Source organism: Pseudomonas sp. LARHCG127, from assembly GCF_052871455.1.
The window spans coordinates 403,335-420,698 of sequence record NZ_JBIXJT010000002.1; the positions used below are offsets into that span (position 1 = coordinate 403,335).

General features: G+C 61.4%; 16 protein-coding genes. 8 read left to right on the forward strand and 8 right to left on the reverse strand.

The window, feature by feature from the left end; genetic code table 11:
• The first annotated feature begins 14 nt into the window (after positions 1-14).
• The gene (locus ACIPQ1_RS05185) at positions 15-368 is read left to right on the forward strand and encodes an NADH:ubiquinone oxidoreductase (protein WP_411385999.1); all 354 of its coding nucleotides are present in this window, start codon (positions 15-17) and stop codon (positions 366-368) included.
• Here the strand turns inward: ACIPQ1_RS05185 and ACIPQ1_RS05190 are convergent.
• On the reverse strand, positions 365-1,015 hold the full coding sequence (locus ACIPQ1_RS05190; RefSeq protein ID WP_446533701.1) for a DUF1826 domain-containing protein: 651 nt from the start codon (positions 1,013-1,015) through the stop codon (positions 365-367). The genes ACIPQ1_RS05185 and ACIPQ1_RS05190 overlap by 4 nt on opposite strands.
• On the reverse strand, positions 1,015-2,223 hold the full coding sequence (gene zigA / locus ACIPQ1_RS05195; protein ID WP_411386001.1) for a zinc metallochaperone GTPase ZigA: 1,209 nt from the start codon (positions 2,221-2,223) through the stop codon (positions 1,015-1,017). Before zigA ends, ACIPQ1_RS05190 begins: the two co-directional genes overlap by 1 nt.
• 143 nt (positions 2,224-2,366) lie before the next feature.
• Between zigA and ACIPQ1_RS05200 the strand changes: the two genes are divergently transcribed.
• From ACIPQ1_RS05200 to ACIPQ1_RS05220, 5 genes are all read left to right on the forward strand, one after another.
• Entirely contained in the window at positions 2,367-2,759 is a 393-nt protein-coding gene (locus ACIPQ1_RS05200) for a glutamine synthetase (RefSeq protein ID WP_446533702.1), read from the forward strand.
• Between the two features lie 117 nt (positions 2,760-2,876).
• A complete protein-coding gene (folE2, locus tag ACIPQ1_RS05205; RefSeq protein ID WP_446533739.1) occupies positions 2,877-3,773 on the forward strand; it encodes a GTP cyclohydrolase FolE2 in 897 nt (298 codons plus the stop codon).
• Complete coding sequence (locus tag ACIPQ1_RS05210; RefSeq protein ID WP_446533703.1) at positions 3,770-4,438, forward strand: metal ABC transporter ATP-binding protein; 669 nt, start codon at positions 3,770-3,772, stop codon at positions 4,436-4,438. The genes folE2 and ACIPQ1_RS05210 overlap by 4 nt, the downstream gene beginning before the upstream one ends.
• Positions 4,438-5,304, forward strand: coding sequence for a metal ABC transporter permease (locus ACIPQ1_RS05215; RefSeq protein WP_411386005.1), 867 nt, complete (start codon positions 4,438-4,440; stop codon positions 5,302-5,304). Before ACIPQ1_RS05210 ends, ACIPQ1_RS05215 begins: the two co-directional genes overlap by 1 nt.
• A gap of 11 nt (positions 5,305-5,315) precedes the next feature.
• On the forward strand, positions 5,316-6,191 hold the full coding sequence (locus ACIPQ1_RS05220; protein ID WP_446533704.1) for a metal ABC transporter substrate-binding protein: 876 nt from the start codon (positions 5,316-5,318) through the stop codon (positions 6,189-6,191).
• A 93-nt stretch (positions 6,192-6,284) separates the two neighbouring features.
• On the opposite strand, the gene ACIPQ1_RS05225 is transcribed toward ACIPQ1_RS05220, so the two are convergent.
• Complete coding sequence (locus ACIPQ1_RS05225) at positions 6,285-6,806, reverse strand: DUF3617 domain-containing protein (protein ID WP_250965403.1); 522 nt, start codon at positions 6,804-6,806, stop codon at positions 6,285-6,287.
• A 141-nt stretch (positions 6,807-6,947) separates the two neighbouring features.
• On the opposite strand from ACIPQ1_RS05225, the gene cls reads away from it, so the two are divergent.
• Positions 6,948-8,387 (forward strand): cardiolipin synthase, encoded by a 1,440-nt coding sequence (gene cls, locus ACIPQ1_RS05230; RefSeq protein ID WP_446533705.1) that lies wholly within the window; start codon positions 6,948-6,950, stop codon positions 8,385-8,387.
• On the opposite strand, the gene cfaB is transcribed toward cls, so the two are convergent.
• The 5 genes from cfaB to ACIPQ1_RS05255 all read right to left on the reverse strand — a co-directional run bounded on the left by cfaB (position 8,384) and on the right by ACIPQ1_RS05255 (position 15,706).
• Entirely contained in the window at positions 8,384-9,571 is a 1,188-nt protein-coding gene (gene cfaB / locus ACIPQ1_RS05235) for a C17 cyclopropane fatty acid synthase CfaB (RefSeq protein WP_411386007.1), read from the reverse strand. The two genes, cls and cfaB, sit on opposite strands and share 4 nt — an antisense overlap.
• Positions 9,572-9,754: 183 nt before the next feature.
• A complete protein-coding gene (locus ACIPQ1_RS05240) occupies positions 9,755-11,674 on the reverse strand; it encodes a heavy metal translocating P-type ATPase (RefSeq protein WP_446533706.1) in 1,920 nt (639 codons plus the stop codon).
• Positions 11,671-12,723, reverse strand: a complete 1,053-nt coding sequence (gene hflK, locus ACIPQ1_RS05245) for a protease modulator HflK (RefSeq protein WP_411386009.1) — start codon at positions 12,721-12,723, stop codon at positions 11,671-11,673. Before hflK ends, ACIPQ1_RS05240 begins: the two co-directional genes overlap by 4 nt.
• Positions 12,720-13,748, reverse strand: a complete 1,029-nt coding sequence (hflC, locus tag ACIPQ1_RS05250; protein ID WP_446533707.1) for a protease modulator HflC — start codon at positions 13,746-13,748, stop codon at positions 12,720-12,722. Before hflC ends, hflK begins: the two co-directional genes overlap by 4 nt.
• Positions 13,745-15,706 carry an SPFH domain-containing protein gene (locus tag ACIPQ1_RS05255; protein WP_446533708.1) on the reverse strand — a complete coding sequence of 654 codons (1,962 nt, stop codon included), beginning with the start codon at positions 15,704-15,706 and terminating at the stop codon, positions 13,745-13,747. Before ACIPQ1_RS05255 ends, hflC begins: the two co-directional genes overlap by 4 nt.
• A gap of 221 nt (positions 15,707-15,927) precedes the next feature.
• On the opposite strand from ACIPQ1_RS05255, the gene lpdA reads away from it, so the two are divergent.
• A complete protein-coding gene (lpdA, locus tag ACIPQ1_RS05260; protein ID WP_446533709.1) occupies positions 15,928-17,328 on the forward strand; it encodes a dihydrolipoyl dehydrogenase in 1,401 nt (466 codons plus the stop codon).
• The last annotated feature ends 36 nt before the right edge of the window (positions 17,329-17,364 follow it).

A 17,364-nucleotide genomic window follows, 5' to 3' on the forward strand; every position in this document is an offset into this window, starting at 1 on the left:
CGATGGAGGTGAAGATGCGAATGATCGGTTGGTTGTTACTGGCACTGACTTCGAACCAGGCATTGGCCCAGGCTTGCGTGGTCCACAGCCAGGCGGAACGACTGGATGTGAAAGTCTGCCAGCAGAACCGCAACATCCCGCAGAAGCTGTTTGCCGACGGTTTCTGCCAGCCAAACCTTGCCGGTCAGAAAGTCGAGGTGCAATACGTCGATCAATGTCCTGGCGGCGCGTTCGGCGTGTGCAGCAACGCCCAGGTCGCCAATATGCCTTACCGCCAGGATATTCACTATTACGGCGTGGCGACCGATGCCGCTTACCTGCAGCCATTTTGCGAAGGGCAAAGCCAGGGAACCTGGTTCAAGCCTTAAGCCAGCCAGTCCAGGGTGAGAATCAGGCGACGCTCTCCCGGCGCGGGCTCCGGCGAGCGATGGATCAGGCCAAACCCCTCATTACCGTGCCATTTCTCGCCTTTAAGCAAGCCGACATCACCGCAACCAAACTGCTGGATCACGCGCGGATCAACCGGCCCGGCTTCAGGCTGTGCCAGGCGCCGGCGGTCCATGGCTTCCTCCTTGAGCCACTGGCTGCCGACACCCGCATAGGTAGTCAGCAACCGCACCGGCACGTGGTCGACATGGAAGCGCGGGCACATGGCCTTATCCAAGGTGCGTAGACGCAAACCGACACGTTGGGCGCCCAGCAGGCAGGCAAACGCACTGACGAGCCAGGAAACATCGGCGATAAAGCCTTCATAGCCTTGCAGGTCGCTGAAACCCGCAGCCAGGCCGTGCAGCGCCGGCTGGGTGTCTTCCTCTGGCAAGTCGAGCACACGGGATTCGGCCAGTGGCTGGTCCATCGCCAGCACCATGGCGGCAAAATCGCCGATGTGTGCAGGAAGCTGCCGCTGCCAGACCGCCAGGTTGGTGCCGTCCTGCAGGATCTTCGTGAAGATGCCTGGCGTGTCGCCTTGGACCTGCCGGATCTGCATCATTCTTTTCAGAGTCGGCGCCAGCATCACGCTGCGACCTCTTCATGCCATGGGCCGAACGGATCGGGCAACAGCCGCCAGCTTTCGGCGCCGAGGGCCATCTCCGCATCGGTGAGCAGGCAATCGTCCAGCTCAGCGGTCAGTTGGGCAAAATCGATGTCCTGGCCAATGAAGACCAGTTCCTGGCGACAATCGCCCGTGGTGGCCAGCCAGTTCTTCATGATTGTCGCCGTGCTCTCTTCATCCTGCGGCCATTGATTCTTCGGCACGAACCGCCACCAGCGCCCGGCGAAACCATGCCGCATCAAGCCTCCCGCCTGGGACCAACTGCCCGCCTCCTCAGGCTTGCTGGCCAGCCAGAAAAAACCCTTGGAGCGCAGGAGCTTGCCGTTGGGCCACGGACGGTCGATGAAGCTGAAGAACCGTTGGGGATGGAACGGCCGGCGGGCACGGTAGGCAGTCGAGGCGATGCCATATTCCTCGGTTTCTGGCACATGCTCACCACGCAGTTCCTGTAGCCAGCCGGGCGCCTGGGCGGCGCGTTCAAAATCAAAAAGCCCCGTGTCGAGAATTCGGCCCAGGGGCACCTGCCCCATGACCATGGGAATAATCTGTGCCTGGGCGTTGAGGCGCCGCAGAATCGCGCTCAACTCTTCCCGCTCGTGTTGGCTGATTAAGTCGATTTTGCTGATCAGAATGACGTCGGCAAACTCGATCTGTTCGATCAGCAAATCGGTGATCGAGCGCTCATCCTCGTCTCCCAAGGTTTCGCCCCTTGAGGCCAGGCTTTCGGCAGCTTGGTAATCCAACAGGAAGTTCACCCCATCAACCACCGTGACCATGGTGTCGAGTCGCGCCACGTCGGCCAGGCTTCGGCCTTCTTCATCACGAAACGTGAAAGTTTCCGCCACGGGCAACGGCTCGGAGATTCCCGTGGATTCGATCAACAGGTAATCGAAACGCCCTTCCCTGGCGAGCTGCCCGACTTCTTCAAGCAAGTCCTCACGCAGCGTGCAGCAGATGCAGCCGTTGCTCATCTCGACCAATTTCTCTTCGGAACGACTCAGGGTGACATCTCGCTGGACTTCGCTGCCATCGATGTTGATTTCGCTCATATCGTTGACGATTACGGCGACCCGCAAATTGTCGCGATTACGCAGGACGTGGTTGAGCAGCGTGCTTTTACCGGCACCGAGAAATCCGGAAAGCACGGTTACGGGTAGGCGATTGGGCATCGGTATATCCTCATCGGGCGGCCGCTTCGACGACGGCTCGTTTCCAGGGTTTGGCTGGGTTCAGGGCCTGGTTCTTTTTATGTTATAGTATAACAACACTATTCAACCAGCCCCGCCGGCTCTCATTGGCCCGAGATCAATCCATGCGCAACCATCTGAAATTTGTTTTGGCGGGTCCGCTTTTGCTATGGGCGCTGAGTGCGGCGGCCCAAAGTCCACTATTGGCGAACTGCACCCGAAGCGCGAATTTGCTGGCCTGCGTGGATGGCCAAGGCAATGCCTACAGCGTCGCGACGGCGGGGAATACGATTTATTTGCGCGGTTTCGAAGCCACCAGTCGCCGCTATTGGGCGCAAACAAACAGCCGTTACGGTCAGCTTACGTTCTTTACGGGCTTGGCATCGGATGGAGAAAGTTGGGTTGGCTACAGCCGGCGTGTGGGCTGGACAACCCTTAATCGCTTTTCAAGCTCGGGCGGTAGCGGCGGATCATTTGTATGCGGTCGTATGAACGGTTGTCAGGCTTCACCGCGCTGATGTTTCACGTGGAACGTGAACGTTTAGGAAGATGAAACTCCTTTCATGGAAAAAGGCTTCTTTAATTTTACCGTTATAATATAACATCTAATTTTGAACCTTCGATGGGCCTTGACCATGAATGCGTTAACGCTGCCCGACGTGGCTGCGCAGGTTTCACGTCAAACCCTGCCCCTTGATTGGGTGGGTATGTGCGGCATCGCCACACCGGTGTTGATTGACGGTCAGCGTCTAAGTGCAACGGCCGACGCCGGCGTCAGCCTTGATGACGGTGAAGCGCGCGGTATCCACATGTCACGTTTATACCTGGCGCTAGGGTTGCTTGAGGAAAGGCCACTTTCACCATCGCTAATGCGCCAAATCCTGGAGCAATTCCTCGACAGTCATGAAGGTTTGTCCGTTGCGGCTTCGCTCAGCGTGCACACCGATCTGCTGCTCAAGCGTCCGGCGTTAATCAGCCCGTTGATGGGCTGGAAAGGCTATCCGGTGAGCATTGAAGCTCACTTGAAAAACACAATGTTCCACGTGGAACTGAAAATCCAGATTCCCTATTCCTCGACTTGCCCATGCTCGGCAGCCCTTTCCCGGCAGTTGATTCAGCAGCAATTCGTCGACGATTTCGCCAATAAGAAACCCGAGCACGCTGAAATCCTGGCTTGGTTGGGTTCATCGAAGGGCATCGTCGCCACCCCACATAGCCAGCGCAGTACCGCAACCCTGACCCTGCGCCTGGACGCCGATGTTGAGGAATTGCCTCTACAGTCGTTCATCGACGAAGCCGAAGCAGCCCTCGGCACCCCTGTGCAGACCGCCGTCAAACGCGCCGATGAACAAGCATTCGCCCTGGCCAACGGCCAAAACCTGATGTTCTGCGAAGACGCTGCGCGGCGACTGAGCACGGCCCTGGCCCGGTCCCCCGGGATCACTGCCCTGGAGGTACGCGTCGTTCATGCCGAAAGCCTCCATGCCCATGACGCCGTGGCTCAAAGCCGCTGGACCCGAGACCCATCATGATCAACTGCCAAGCACTGCGCTGGGGCATTTCCGGCCAACCGCTCACGCCGCCGCTCGCCATGGAGCGGCCGGAAGGCAGCCTCACAGCCATCATCGGTGCCAACGGCTCGGGCAAAAGCAGTTTGCTGAAAGTGCTCGCAGGCCTGCAAAAACCGCTCTCCGGCAAGGTCACCCTGAATGTTCCACGACGTGGTAGCGTTTCATTCATGCCACAGCAGCAACATCTGGATCGGCAATTTCCCATCAGCTTGCAAGAACTGGTGGCCGCCGGCTCCTGGGGCAATCGGCACACGCCTGCGATGCGAAGACAGTTGCTGCAAACCGTACTCAAGGATTGGGCACTGAGCGGCCTTGAACATCGTCCATTGATGGCGTTGTCCGGGGGCGAGTTGCAACGCGCCCTGCTCGCTCGCCTGAGCCTGGCCGAAGCGCCCTTGCTGTTGCTCGACGAACCCCATGCCGCCCTCGACGAACAAGGCCAGGCGCTACTGTGGAAACACATTCAACGCTGGCATGCCGCAGGCAGAACGATCGTGGTGGTGTGTCATGATTTGGCGGCGGTACGCCAACATGTCCCCCATACGCTGCTGATCAAAAACACTGGCTGCGTGCTGGGCCGCAGTATCGACTTGATTGCCCAACAACCCCAAACGTGGGTGGCTTGATGCTCACGGCCACGCATTTCTGGCAACCCTTCCTGGAGTTTGTCTTCATGCGTCGGGCCTTGCTGGGCGGCCTGGTGTTGGCGTGCAGCACGGCGCCGTTGGGTGTGTTCCTGATTCTTCGGCGCATGAGCTTGATCGGTGACGCGGTGGCTCACGGCATCCTGCCTGGTGCCGCCCTCGGCTTTTGGTTTGCCGGACTAAGCCTGCCAGCGTTGACCATCGGCGGCCTGGGCGCGGGCTTGAGCATGGCCGGACTCGCCGCCTGGATTACCCGCCGCACCGGCCTGCGAGAGGACGCCAGCCTCGCGGCGATTTATCCCATTTCCTTGGCCGCGGGTGTGCTGATCCTTGGCATGGCGGGCAAACGCCTGGACTTGCTTCACCTGCTGTTCGGCTCGGCCTTGGCGGTGGACGGCCCGACGCTCAACGGCATGCTGTGGGTTTCCGGCGCCAGCCTGGTGGCGATGGCGTTGATCTATCGACCGTTGCTGCTCGATACACTGGACCCGCTGTTCCTGCAAACCGTGAGTCGTCTCGGCCCGTTGGCCCATGGCGTGTTCCTGACCTTGGTGGTGCTGAACCTGGTGATCGGCTTCCAGGCCATCGGCGCACTGATGGTGGTCGGCCTGATGATGCTGCCGGCCGCCGCGTCGCGATTCTGGAGCCGTCGCCTGCCGCTGCTGATGCTCATCGCCGGACTGCTCGGTTGCCTCTCAGTCTGGCTTGGCCTGTTGCTGTCCTTCTATTACTCACTGCCCAGCGGGCCGTCCATCGTTCTGGTGGCAGGCGTGTTGTATCTGTTGTCGGTGGTATTCGGTCCGGTGCACGGTTTGCTGCGCCGCCCGCCTTTGCTCACATCCCAATGAGGTGTCTCCCGATGCGCGTTCTGCTCGTGCTACTCAGTCTGATGCTGTCCATGTCCCTGTCCGCCGCCGAAAAACTCCAGGTCGTGACCAGCTTCAGCATCCTCGCCGACATGACCCGGCAGGTCGGCGGTGAGCATATTCAAATCACCAACATGGTCGGGCCGGACGCCGATGCACACACCTACGAACCCACGCCAGACGACGCCAAGGCATTGCTCAAGGCAAAACTGATCATCAAGAATGGCTTGGGCTTCGAGCCGTGGCTGGACCGCCTGGTGACCAGCACCGAAACCAGCGCCCCGGTGATCAGCGCCAGCCGCGGCGTTATCCCGCGGTCGTTGGATGAGGATGGCGAGACCATTCCCGATCCGCACGCGTGGCACAACCTGGCGAACGCCGAGCTGTACGTCAGCAACATCACCAAGGCACTGGAAGCGGCCGACCCGGCCAACAAAGCCGATTACGAACGCAACAGCCAGGCGTACCTGAAGAAGATCTACGCCCTGCTCGCCGAAGCCAAGGCCAAGCTCGGCGCATTGCCTGCCGGTAATCGCAAGATCGTGACGTCCCATGATGCATTCGGTTACCTGGGCCAGGCCTACGGCATCGAGTTTATGGCGCCCCAGGGTTTGTCCACCGATCGCGAACCCTCGGCGGCAGAAGTCGCGGCGCTGATTACCCAGATCCGGCAGGCAAAGGTCAAAGCGGTGTTCATGGAAAACATCAAGGACGCCCGCCTGCTCAAGCAGATCGCCAACGAGAGCGGCGCCCACATCGGTGGCACGCTGTACTCCGATGCACTCGCCGCCAGCGGACCGGCCAGTACGTTCACTGGCCTGTTCGAGTACAACCTCAATACGTTGTATGGAGCGCTGAGTCGGCCGTGATCAGGTTGTGTAATGGGTGGGGAGCATGGGGGCTGCTGCGCAGCCCAGCGGGAGCAAGCTCCCTCGCCACAGGGTTGCTGTCGCCTGAAAGGGTCAAGCCCTCGGCTTGACCGTTCCGCAATCCTGCCCCAGCCACACCGCGCGCGTGTCGAGGCTGCCGTTCTGCTGGATGCCGGTGGCGTTAAAGGTGCCGTTAACCTTGGTGGTGAATTCACGATCGCTCTGGAACGTAGCGACCCCATTCCCCTTGGCTTTCGGGCAACTGAAGCGAAACTTCCACTGATTGCCGGTGCGCTCGGTGATCTCCTGTTTACAACCCGATTGCGGGTCTTGCAGCGGAATATCATTGGTCTGCACCTGCGCCGGGGTCAGGCACACGCGAATGCCTTTACCGCCCATGGTGATCCCCTGCTTTTCCAGCATCGCCCGTTGCTCCGGGGTCATCTGGGTTTGCAACTGGCCGAGGATCAGTTGCAGGTCCGGCAGGTTCTGGTTATCGACCTTCATGTTGCTAGTGGTCAATTCCCACAAACCCGGCTGGAGCATCTGCGCCTGAGCCGCCATCGGAACCGACAAACCCATCGCCAAGGCCACACCCAGCAGACGAACATTCATTGCACAAACTCCAGAGGACAAGTGGCCGTTAGACGCCACCGACAGGCTTCGGTTCAGGGCCAAGACCTGTGAATTAAATAGCGACATTCACCTTGGAACATGGTCTGTTAAGCATTGAAACTTCAGGAGCAAGGCTGCCCCATGGATTATTTCGGCCCGCATGTTTTCGGTTACCTGATCGCGCTGCTCCACACCCTGGGTTCCATCGCCGCTGTCCATGCTGTACTGACGGTGCGCACCGCCCAAGGCTCGATTGCCTGGGCCCTGTCGCTGACCTTCATTCCCTACCTGACGTTGATTCCTTATCTGGTGTTTGGCCGCAGCACCTTCGATGGCTACATCAAGGCGCGCCGGCAAGCCAACGAGGAAATGCGCAAGGCGATCTCCGAGCTGAACTGGCGGCCGTGGGTCGAAGAAGCCCTGACCGCTCGCGCCTCCCAGGCCTACGCTTCATTGCGGGCCATGCCGAAACTGGGGCGCGCACCGTGCCTGGCGAATAACCAGGTGCGGTTGCTCGTCAACGGCCATGCCACGTTCGAAGCGATTTTCCAGGCCATCGACCAGGCACGACAGGCCGTGCTGATTCAGTTCTTCATCATCCATGACGACCGCCTCGGTCAACGCCTGCAAACACTGCTCTTGAAAAAAGCCGCCGAAGGCGTGGCGGTATACCTACTCTACGACCGTATCGGCAGCCACTCCCTGCCCCACCGTTATGTGCAAGCCTTGCGCGACGGCGGCGTCCATGTAAAAGCGTTCGCCACCCGCAGTGGCTGGCTCAATCGGTTCCAGGTCAACTTTCGCAACCATCGCAAGATCGTCGTTGTGGACGGCGTGCTGGGGTTCGTCGGCGGGCACAACGTCGGTGACGAATACCTGGGCGAAAAACCACCCTTGGCGCCGTGGCGCGACACCCACATCCAAGTGCGCGGGCCGGTGGTGGCAAGCATGCAGGAGTCGTTCGCCGAAGACTGGTTCTGGGCGGCCCGTTCGCTGCCTCCATTGATCCTGCCAGACAGCTACCCAGACGACGGCGTACTGTGCCAGTTGCTAGCCAGCGGCCCGGCCGATGACTATGAAACCTGCTCGTTGTTTTTTGTCGAGGCCATTCACGCCGCCAGCGAACGCGTGTGGATCACTACGCCATACTTCATCCCCGATGAAGCCGTGTTCGCCGCCTTACGCCTGGCGGTACTACGCGGCGTGGATGTGCGCATCCTGCTGCCCTCGCGGCCCGATCACAAGATCGTCTACGCAGCGTCCAGCCTGTATGCATTTGAAGCGGTTCGGGCCGGCGTGCGGGTGTTCCGTTATGCGCCGGGTTTCCTGCACCAGAAAGTGGTGTTGATTGACCGGGAAATCAGCGCCATCGGCAGTGCGAACCTGGACAACCGTTCGTTCCGCTTGAACTTCGAAGTCATGCTGCTCACCGTGGATATTCCGTTCGCCAGCGAGGTCGAGCAGATGCTTGAAGAGGACTTCGCCCAGGCCCAGGAAATCGACAAACAGGAAAGCCGGGAGACCCACCGCCTGCAGAAGATCGGCATGCGGATCGCCCGGCTTATTTCGCCGATTCTTTAAGGGACGTAGAGATCGTCCCGGGTCCAGGGCAACTCGTGACTGCCGTCGGCGTGCGCCTTCACCGCCAGGATCTGGTGCAGATTGATCCAGCCCTTGGCGAACGCGTAGGCGCAGCCGGCCAGGTACAGTCGCCAGATCCGTAACGCCTGCTCCGACACTTCCTTGGACGCCGCCTCAAGGTTGTCCTCCAGGCGTTCACTCCAGTGATCGAGGGTGCGTGCGTAGTGCATGCGCAGGCTTTCCACGTCGACAATCTCTAGCCCGGCTTCGCTGATCTGCGCGGAAATCATCGACAGGTGCGGCAACTCACCGTTGGGGAATACGTACTTCTCAATGAACTCGCCAGCGCCGCGACCGACCGGACGCCCGTCGGTGTGCTTGGCGGTGATGCCATGGTTCATCACCAACCCGCCCTCTCGCACGGCGCCGAACAACGTCTTGCAATACTGCTCGAGGTTGGCATGGCCGACATGCTCGAACATGCCGACGCTGACCACTTTGTCGAAGCGGCCGTCCTGGGGCAGGTCGCGGTAATCCAGCAGTTGCAATTCGACCTGACCCTCCAGGCCTTCGGCCTTGACCCGTTCCCGGGCCAGGGCCAACTGCGCCTTGCTCAGGGTGATACCGAAGACCTTGGCACCGAACTCCCGCGCGGCGTATCGCGCCAGACCGCCCCAGCCGCAGCCGACATCCAGCAGGTAATCGCCTGGCTGCAATCGCAGCTTGCGGCACAGATGACGGAATTTGGCCTGCTGGGCTTGTTCGAGGGTTTCGCTGCCCGTCTCGAAGTAAGCGCAGGAATAGACCATGTCACTGTCGAGCCACAGCTGATAGAACGCATTGGAAAGATCGTAGTGGTAGGAGATCGCCTTGGCGTCGGTTTCCTTGTCGTGGACCGAACGTACCGGCTGGTTACCGGCATCATCCGCCACCAATGCCTGGCTCAATTCATCGCAGACCCGAATGACTTCGTGGATCGAACCTTCGAGTTCCAGCTTACCTTCGACAAACGCCGCCCCCAATGCGTCCAGGCTGGGGTGGGTGAATTGCGCGACCATTTGTGGGTCCTTGACCACAATCGTGACGCTGGGATCGGCACCCAATGAAAATTCATGGCCATCCCAGAGCCGCAGCCGAAGCGGGAGATGCAGATTCTGTAAGGCCGGTGGAAGTTGCGCGAGCATGGATAATCCCCCTTGTTTCAGACGTCTGAAATGAGGGTAGACCATGTTAGAAAAATAGCTGGCTATCGAATTTATAGCCTTTTTCTATCGCTGTCCCATAACACTCCCTGTGACGGGTAAGTCCCGCGGCGGTATGCCCTCTCCAACAGCAGACTGCGCGTGGAACGCACAGTTCGCCTGGAGCTATCCAACGGTGCCTTTCGCTTGGACCTTGAGCAATGGCTCATGGAAGCGCAGCAAGCGCCCGGCATTACCCAAGACTAGCAGCGTACTCAAATTGTGCAGCAACGCTGCGATCATTGCCCCCGCCGCGCCAAGCCAACCGAAAGCGGCAAACGCAACGATGGCCAACGTCCAACCCAAGCCAATGATCACGTTGACCTGCAACGTGCGACGGCACTGGCGACTCAACCGCACGCAGGTGCCGAGGCGCCGCAGGTCGCTGCCGATCAACACGATGTCCGCCGACGCCAGGGCGATGTCGGCACCGCCCGCGCCCATGGCCACACCGACCACCCCGGCCTTGAGCGCCAGGGAATCGTTGATGCCATCGCCTACCACCATGGGGCGGAACCCATGGTCGATTTCAGCCATGACCCGTTCAAGTTTGTCTTCCGGCAAGGCCTGGGCTTGCACCTCGCTGATGCCGACGTCCCGGGCCAGGGTCGCAGCCACGCTCTGACGGTCGCCGGTCAACAGCAGCTGGCGGCCCAGACCCAACTCCCGCAGTTCAGCCATGGCCATCTGCGCCTCCGGCTTGACGCTGTCGGCCAGCAGCAGCCAGGCAAGAAATTGCCCGTCCAGGGCCAGCCCGGCAATCGGACCGTCGTGTTCAGGGATCGCTGACGTTTGAATGCCCAGCTGTGCAAACAATTCCGGCCGACCGAGGGCCGCTTCCCCCTGTGCGGTCATGGCGACCACACCCAACCCTTGGCGCTCACGGATATCCGACAGCGGCAGGCCGTTTTCCTGTTCCACCAACCCCGCCAATGCACGACTGACCGGATGACTGCTGGCCGAACCCAGGCTGGCGGCCAATGGCAGCAACAACGATGCGTGGGCATCCTGGGCACGTTCGATGGATTGCAGACGCAGCACGCCGTAGGTCAAGGTGCCGGTCTTATCGACCACCAACGAGGTCAGGTCTGCCAGTTCTTCCAGGAAGGCCGAGCTGCGGATCAGGATCCCGTGGCGCGCCGCCACTGCAATGCCGGCGATGGCCGTGGCTGGCGCCGACAGCACCAATGCGCAAGGACACGCCGCCACCAATACCGCCAACATCGCCTGGGCATCGTTGGTGACGAACCAGGTCACGGCTGCCAGCAACAACACCAGTACCAAGTAGCTGCCGGCATAGCGCTCCAACAAACGGGTAATGGGTGGCTTGGAACGTTCGGCGTTTTGCATCAGGGCAATGACTTTGCCCAGGGTGGACGCTTCGCCGGTGCGGGTCACTTCCAGGCGCAGCAGGCCGTCCAGATTGATCGCCCCGCCATAGACCTCGGTGCCAACGACCGCCTCCAGCGGCACCGATTCACCGGTGATGGGCGCGGTGTCGAGGCTGGCCTGGCCGGACAACACCCGGCCATCGGCCGGCACTCGGTCGCCGGCGCGCACCTCGACAACATCGCCAGGCTGGAGAGTCGCGTTGTCGACATCAATGATCGAGCCATCGGCCTGCACTTTGCGACCTTGGCTGCGGGTCAATTGGCCAAGGGCATGGATCGCTTCCTGGGAACCAATGACACTGCGCTCTTCCAGCACATGACCGAAGATCATGATGATCGGCAGTAACGCCGCCGTCAGCAGATCGCCAGTGGCCCAGGCGCCGAGCATCGCCAGGGCGATCAGTTGGTCAGTGATCCCGTGCAGGCTTGGGTAACGCAAGCTGTACCAGGCCGAACGCATCACCGGCACGGCCACCAGCAGCGAGGCGACCCCCAACAGCAGTTGGCTGACACCGCTCTGCTCCGGCGACCAGCCGCGCCATGCCAGGCCCAATGCGAGCAAGCCGAGGGCGACCATTGCCAAGGTCAATTGCCGAGCAGCGGTGCGTTGTTCCGCCGAGGACAATATCGGTGCTGCGGGGGTTTGGGCGCTCATTGGCCAGCTCCCTGGATGATCAGACGAGAATCGTCTTTCGGGTCGACCGTGGTCACAGAACCGGCCTGTCGAAGGATGGCAGGCATGCGTTCGCGATACAGGCGCAGCAGCATTTGCGGATCACTGCCTTGGGTCTTCGCCAGGCCGAGCACCGTGGCCGTGTCGGCCGAAGCCTTGGCGAGCCGTTCGCTGGCCTGGGCGTGAGCGACTTGCACGGCACGGTCTGCGTCTTGGCGAGCGGCCTGGGTGAGTTTTTCCGCTTCGGTGCGGGCGTTGGCAACGGCTTTGTCGGCCTGCTGGCTGGCGGTCAGGACCGCGTTGAACGCACTCACCGCCGGTCCCGGCAGACTCGATTGCACATCGACCCGCACCACTTCGATACCCAGCCCCTGCCCCGTCGCCGCCAAATCAGCCAAGCGTCGGTTGATGCCTTGCACCAGATCACCCCGCAAGCGCTCGCGCCGTTCGGCGGCCTGGTTATCGCTGCCCATCAGTTCGGGGCGAGCCACCAGAATAGTGTCGAGGTCCCGGGCCGCCGTCAGCGCCACGGCACTGCGAGTCGTCAGCCGATCCAGTGCCGGCAGGACGTGTTCGTCTTGCAAGACGAAAGCGTAAGGGTCGGTGACTTTGTAAAACACGCGCACATCCAGTTGCACCACGCCGGCATCACCGGTCAATAAATAACCAGAACCGGCCAACGCATCGCTGACCGGCGTGGCGAAACTGGCGACACGATCGGCTTGCAAGGCCGCATCCGAGCGCAGCAGATTTTCCACCCGCCGCTCAAGCACCCGATCCGCGGCAGGCAGCAGGATCACTTGTTCCACGGGACGCGGCCACGCCAGTAAGAGACCGGCATTCTGGACTCGATCCAAGGCGCCAAAGTGCAGGACCACCGCGCGATTCTGCGGATCGATTTGCCGCACATTGGAAAAGACCCAAGCCAACGCCGCCAACACCGTCACGGCGTAAAGCGCCAGGAACGCCAGGCGCCCGGCCTGGATCCACGGACTGGATAACTCGTTTGTTCCACGTGGAACCACACTCATGGTTGTGTTCCACCTTTGCCTTCCACGGAAGCAGGGCCGTCCACTAGCACACGGAATGGCGCGGCATCGGTGCGCAAAATGAGCTTGGTGCCAGGGCCGACGATGGTGCCCAAGGTGTCCAGCGAACGGAGCAAGTTGTAGAGCTGCGGGGAACCAGCGTATGCCCGACCATAAATCTCGGCCGCTTCTACCCGGGACTGCGCTTCGATATCGGCAGCTTTCACCGTTGCATCCGCTTGCATCACGCGGGCATCACGTTCCGCGGCGGAGCGAATCTGCGCCGCTTCCCGCTTGCCGATGGCGGTGCGCTCGGTGGCGATCGTCTCGCGCTCGGCTCGCATGCGATCCACCGTTGCGGTCAGTGTCACCGAGGGCAAGGTCAAGCGCTCGATACCGACTTGCAACACACGCACGCCGTAAGTGGTAAGCAACTGTTGATCGATCTGCTGACGCAGCTGGGCTTCGAAATCGGCGATGCGCACCTGGCTGGCATCGGTGTTGACCAGGTTCGCCAAGTCGAAACTGGCGGCCGTGGTTTCCAGCGCTGAGCCGACAAACGTTCGGATCTGTCGCGCCGCTTCGTCCGGTTGGTTCTGCACCGCGCGCATGAAACGCTGCACGTTATCCGGGTCCCCCTGCACCTGCCAAGCCACATACGCCTGGACGATGATCCGCAGTCCGTCGCGAGTACCGACGTCCTGCAGGCCGCTGGATGTGGTACGCAATCGCAGGTCCACCGGGATCGCTGCCTCGAACGGCATCGGCCAGCGCCACCCCAGGCCGGGTTGCAGCAACACCCGGGCCGGATTACCGAAACGGGTAATGACCGTGGCCTCCCCCGAACGCACCTGCACCAGGCTCGCGGCCGCGACGGCGAATGTCACCAACAACACCGCCCAGCCCATCCGTCGCCAAGGAAACGGACCGGCTTGCTGCGGATCGCCGTGATGGTGGTGGTGATGACCGCCATGGCCGTGATCGTGACCGGCGTGGTCGTGGTGACCGTGTGAAGAGGACTGGCTCAATGGGCAGCTCCTGGTGAGGCAGGGTTACGCGGCGACGCGGGGTCGGCCGGCAGCGTGAAGGTACGCAAGTCGATGGTCGGCGCGTTGCTGCTGCCGCCCAGGCGATGATCGAGAATCAACAACTGGGCATTGCCGAGGCCCTGGCTCAGTTGGCTCAGATAGTGTTCCAGCATAAAAGCATGCCCCGCCGTGGCGTAGGCTCTGCGGTCGGCGCTGAAACGCAAATCGGCAGCCTGGGCGGTCGCGTTGATTTCCTGGGCGGTGGCAGTGGCCTGGTCATGGGCGATGCTGGCCTGCAACTGCGCTTGGTTGGTCTGTTCCGCCGCCGCACCACGCTCCCGGGCGATCAATGCTTGGGCGCCGATCTGCGCTGCCTGCACGCCGTGGTAGGCATTGGCTGCACCGGCCGGCGGATGAATCGCCTCCACCACCGTCGCCAGGATTTCCACACCGCTGTCGAGCGACTGCAAATCCGCCTGCACGGCGCGACCAATTTCGTCGGCCAGACTGACACGGTCCGCACCCAGCAAACCATCCAACGTGCGCGAAGCAAATTCATGCACCAGGATGCGGCTAGCGGTGCTGCGGATCAGCGTTGGCACATCGGCGCTGTTGTAGGTCGCCGCCAATGCCGCGGCGTCAGTCAGGCCGATGCGATAGACAAACCGCACGTCCATGTTGACGATCTGGAAGCTCTGTTGGTTGGCACGACGGCTGGCAATGACCTGGGACTTGTCGTTCACATGGCTGGCGTCCCACAACCGATTGGCAATGGCCGGCGCCGGGCCTTCCGCCGGCGCAGCCTCGACCACCGCCCGGTTATCCGCGACGCTGGTCGCCAGTTCATGCACAACACCGTTCTCGACGTTGAGCACCCTGCCCCACGGCCAAGGCAACGCGACGTGCAAACCGGGACCGAATACTTCTACCGGTTTACCGAAACGCTCATAGATGCCCCGCCCTTGCAGCGGCACCTCATGTACGCCCGTCAACAACCAGCCCACCAGCGCCACCAGCGCCAACACCGGCAAAAAAGCCCGGCGCATGTAGCTGAAGGCCCAGATCTGGCGCAGGTCGATGCCAAAACGGTTGTGCAGCTCATGCTGCAAGGCCAGCAACGGTTGCGGCGGCCAGCGCAGCAGATCGGCGATGACGCTGCGCCCCAACAGCGTCGGTTCCAGGCTGTCCCGGCGCGGAATGAATAAGGACAGCACCGCGCGCAGCAACAACTCCGCCGCCACCAGCCCCGGCAATAGCCCCATCAGTACCGCCAGGCGCATCGGCCAGAGCGACGTTTCGGTGGCGAACAGCAAGCACAAGGCGCCGAGCACCAGCACGATGATCGCCACTCGGGTCAGTTGCGCCAGCGCCGGCGCTTCCGGCCATTGCGCCGTGGATTGCTGAGCCAATTGCCGCTCGAATACCAATAACCCGAACGCCAACAACAACGACAGCACCGCCCCCACACTGGCCGAGACCCCGAGGACGGCGGCGGGCAGTTGCAAGTCCCAGGCTTGCTCCAGGCTCAATAATGCCAGCACCGCCCAACCGGCCAGCCACAGCGTAGGCGCACCGATTTGCTTGAGCAGGCCGACCGAGCGTGCGCCGATGCGGTCCAGCAACCGCTCATACCAACCCAGGTTATCAACAGGCACGTTTTCAATCGGCAGGTTATCCACAGCCGGCAACAGCGCTTTGCTGCGCCATAACGTTACCCACCAGGCCGATTGCAAACCTGCCACCAGCACCAGTAGCCCCGCACTTTGGCTGACCAACAAGGCTGGCCATAGCGATTGCGGCGAAAACACCCCGATAAAAAACGCCAGTACCAGGCCCACGCCCGCCACGCTTCCCAAGGCGAAGGCGATCCGTTTCAAGCGGCGCCCTTGGAACGACGCTCGCTGAAAACGCGGCCATTCGGCGACTTGTGCCCCCTCGATAGCTAGATCGACTTGCATACCACCCCAGCACTTGTGGCGATCAAAATCCGGGCCCGTGGGCAGACGCCACCGACACGCTGTTATAGGTCGTTACCTTATAACGATTGCTGTGAAATTTCCGTTTTGAATTCTTCATGGCAAGGCCCCCGCTGGCCGCTTGACTTAAGCCTTGACCGAAATCTCTGGAAACGCTCATATTACAGCCATAATTTTTTATCAGGCCAAGCGGGAGAACAGCGATGAGCAACTACGACGTGGTCATTCTGGGCGGCGGCCCTGGCGGGTATAACGCGGCGATTCGGGCCGGGCAGTTGGGACTGAAGGCCGCCTGCGTCGAAGGTCGAGCCACCCTGGGCGGCACCTGCCTGAACGTTGGTTGCATGCCCTCCAAGGCGCTGCTGCATGCCTCGGAACTGTACGAAGCGGCCACGGGCGCGGAGTTCGCCAACCTGGGCATTGAGGTCAGCCCCACCCTCAACCTTGCGCAAATGATGAAGCAGAAAGACGACAGCGTGGCGGGCCTGACCAAAGGCATCGAGTTTCTGTTTCGCAAGAACAAAGTCGACTGGATCAAAGGTTGGGGCCACATCGACGGGCCGGGCAAGGTGACCGTCACCGCTGACGATGGGACCAAGACCGAACTGAGCGCCAAGGACATCGTCATCGCCACCGGCTCGGAACCCATGCCGTTGCCAGGCGTGACCATCGATAACCATCGCATCCTCGACTCCACCGGAGTCTTGTCCCTGGGTGAGGTGCCCCGGCATCTGGTGGTGATCGGCGCCGGCGTGATCGGCCTGGAACTGGGCTCGGTCTGGCGGCGCCTGGGCGCCCAGGTCACCGTGGTGGAATACCTGGATCGCATCTGCCCGGGCGTGGACGCCGAAGCTGGCAAGACCTTGCAACGGGCCTTGGCTAAACAAGGCATCCAATTCAAGTTGAGTGCGAAGGTCACCGGCGCCGCTTCTTCGGCCAGCGGCGTGCAATTGCAGGTCGAACCGGCGGCAGGCGGAGAAGCACAGACCCTGGACGCCGACTATGTGTTGGTCGCCATCGGTCGTCGGCCCTACACGCAAGGGCTGGGACTGGAGAACGTCGGGTTGAGCACCGACAAACGCGGCATGCTCGCCAACCAGCGTCACCGCACCGAAGCGCCCGGCGTCTGGGTGATTGGTGACGTGACGGCCGGACCGATGCTGGCCCACAAGGCTGAAGACGAAGCCATGGCCTGCATCGAACAGATCGCCGGCAAGGCCGCCGAGGTCAATTATGGGCTGATCCCCAGCGTCATCTACACCCGTCCGGAACTGGCCAGCGTCGGCAAGACCGAGGAACAACTCAAGGCTGAAGGCCGGGCCTACAAGGTCGGCAAGTTTCCGTTCACCGCCAACAGCCGGGCCAAGATCAACCACGAGACCGAAGGGTTCGCCAAGGTCCTGGCCGATGAACGCACCGATGAAATCCTTGGCGTGCACCTGGTGGGCCCGAGCGTCAGCGAGATGATCGGTGAGTACTGCGTGGCCATGGAGTTCAGCGCCTCGGCCGAGGACATTGCCCTGACCTGCCACCCCCACCCTACCCGCTCGGAGGCGTTGCGCCAGGCGGCCATGGATGTGGAGGGGATGGCGACGCAGATGTAGGAACACGCAAAGCTGGAGCGAACAATCTTTTGTGGC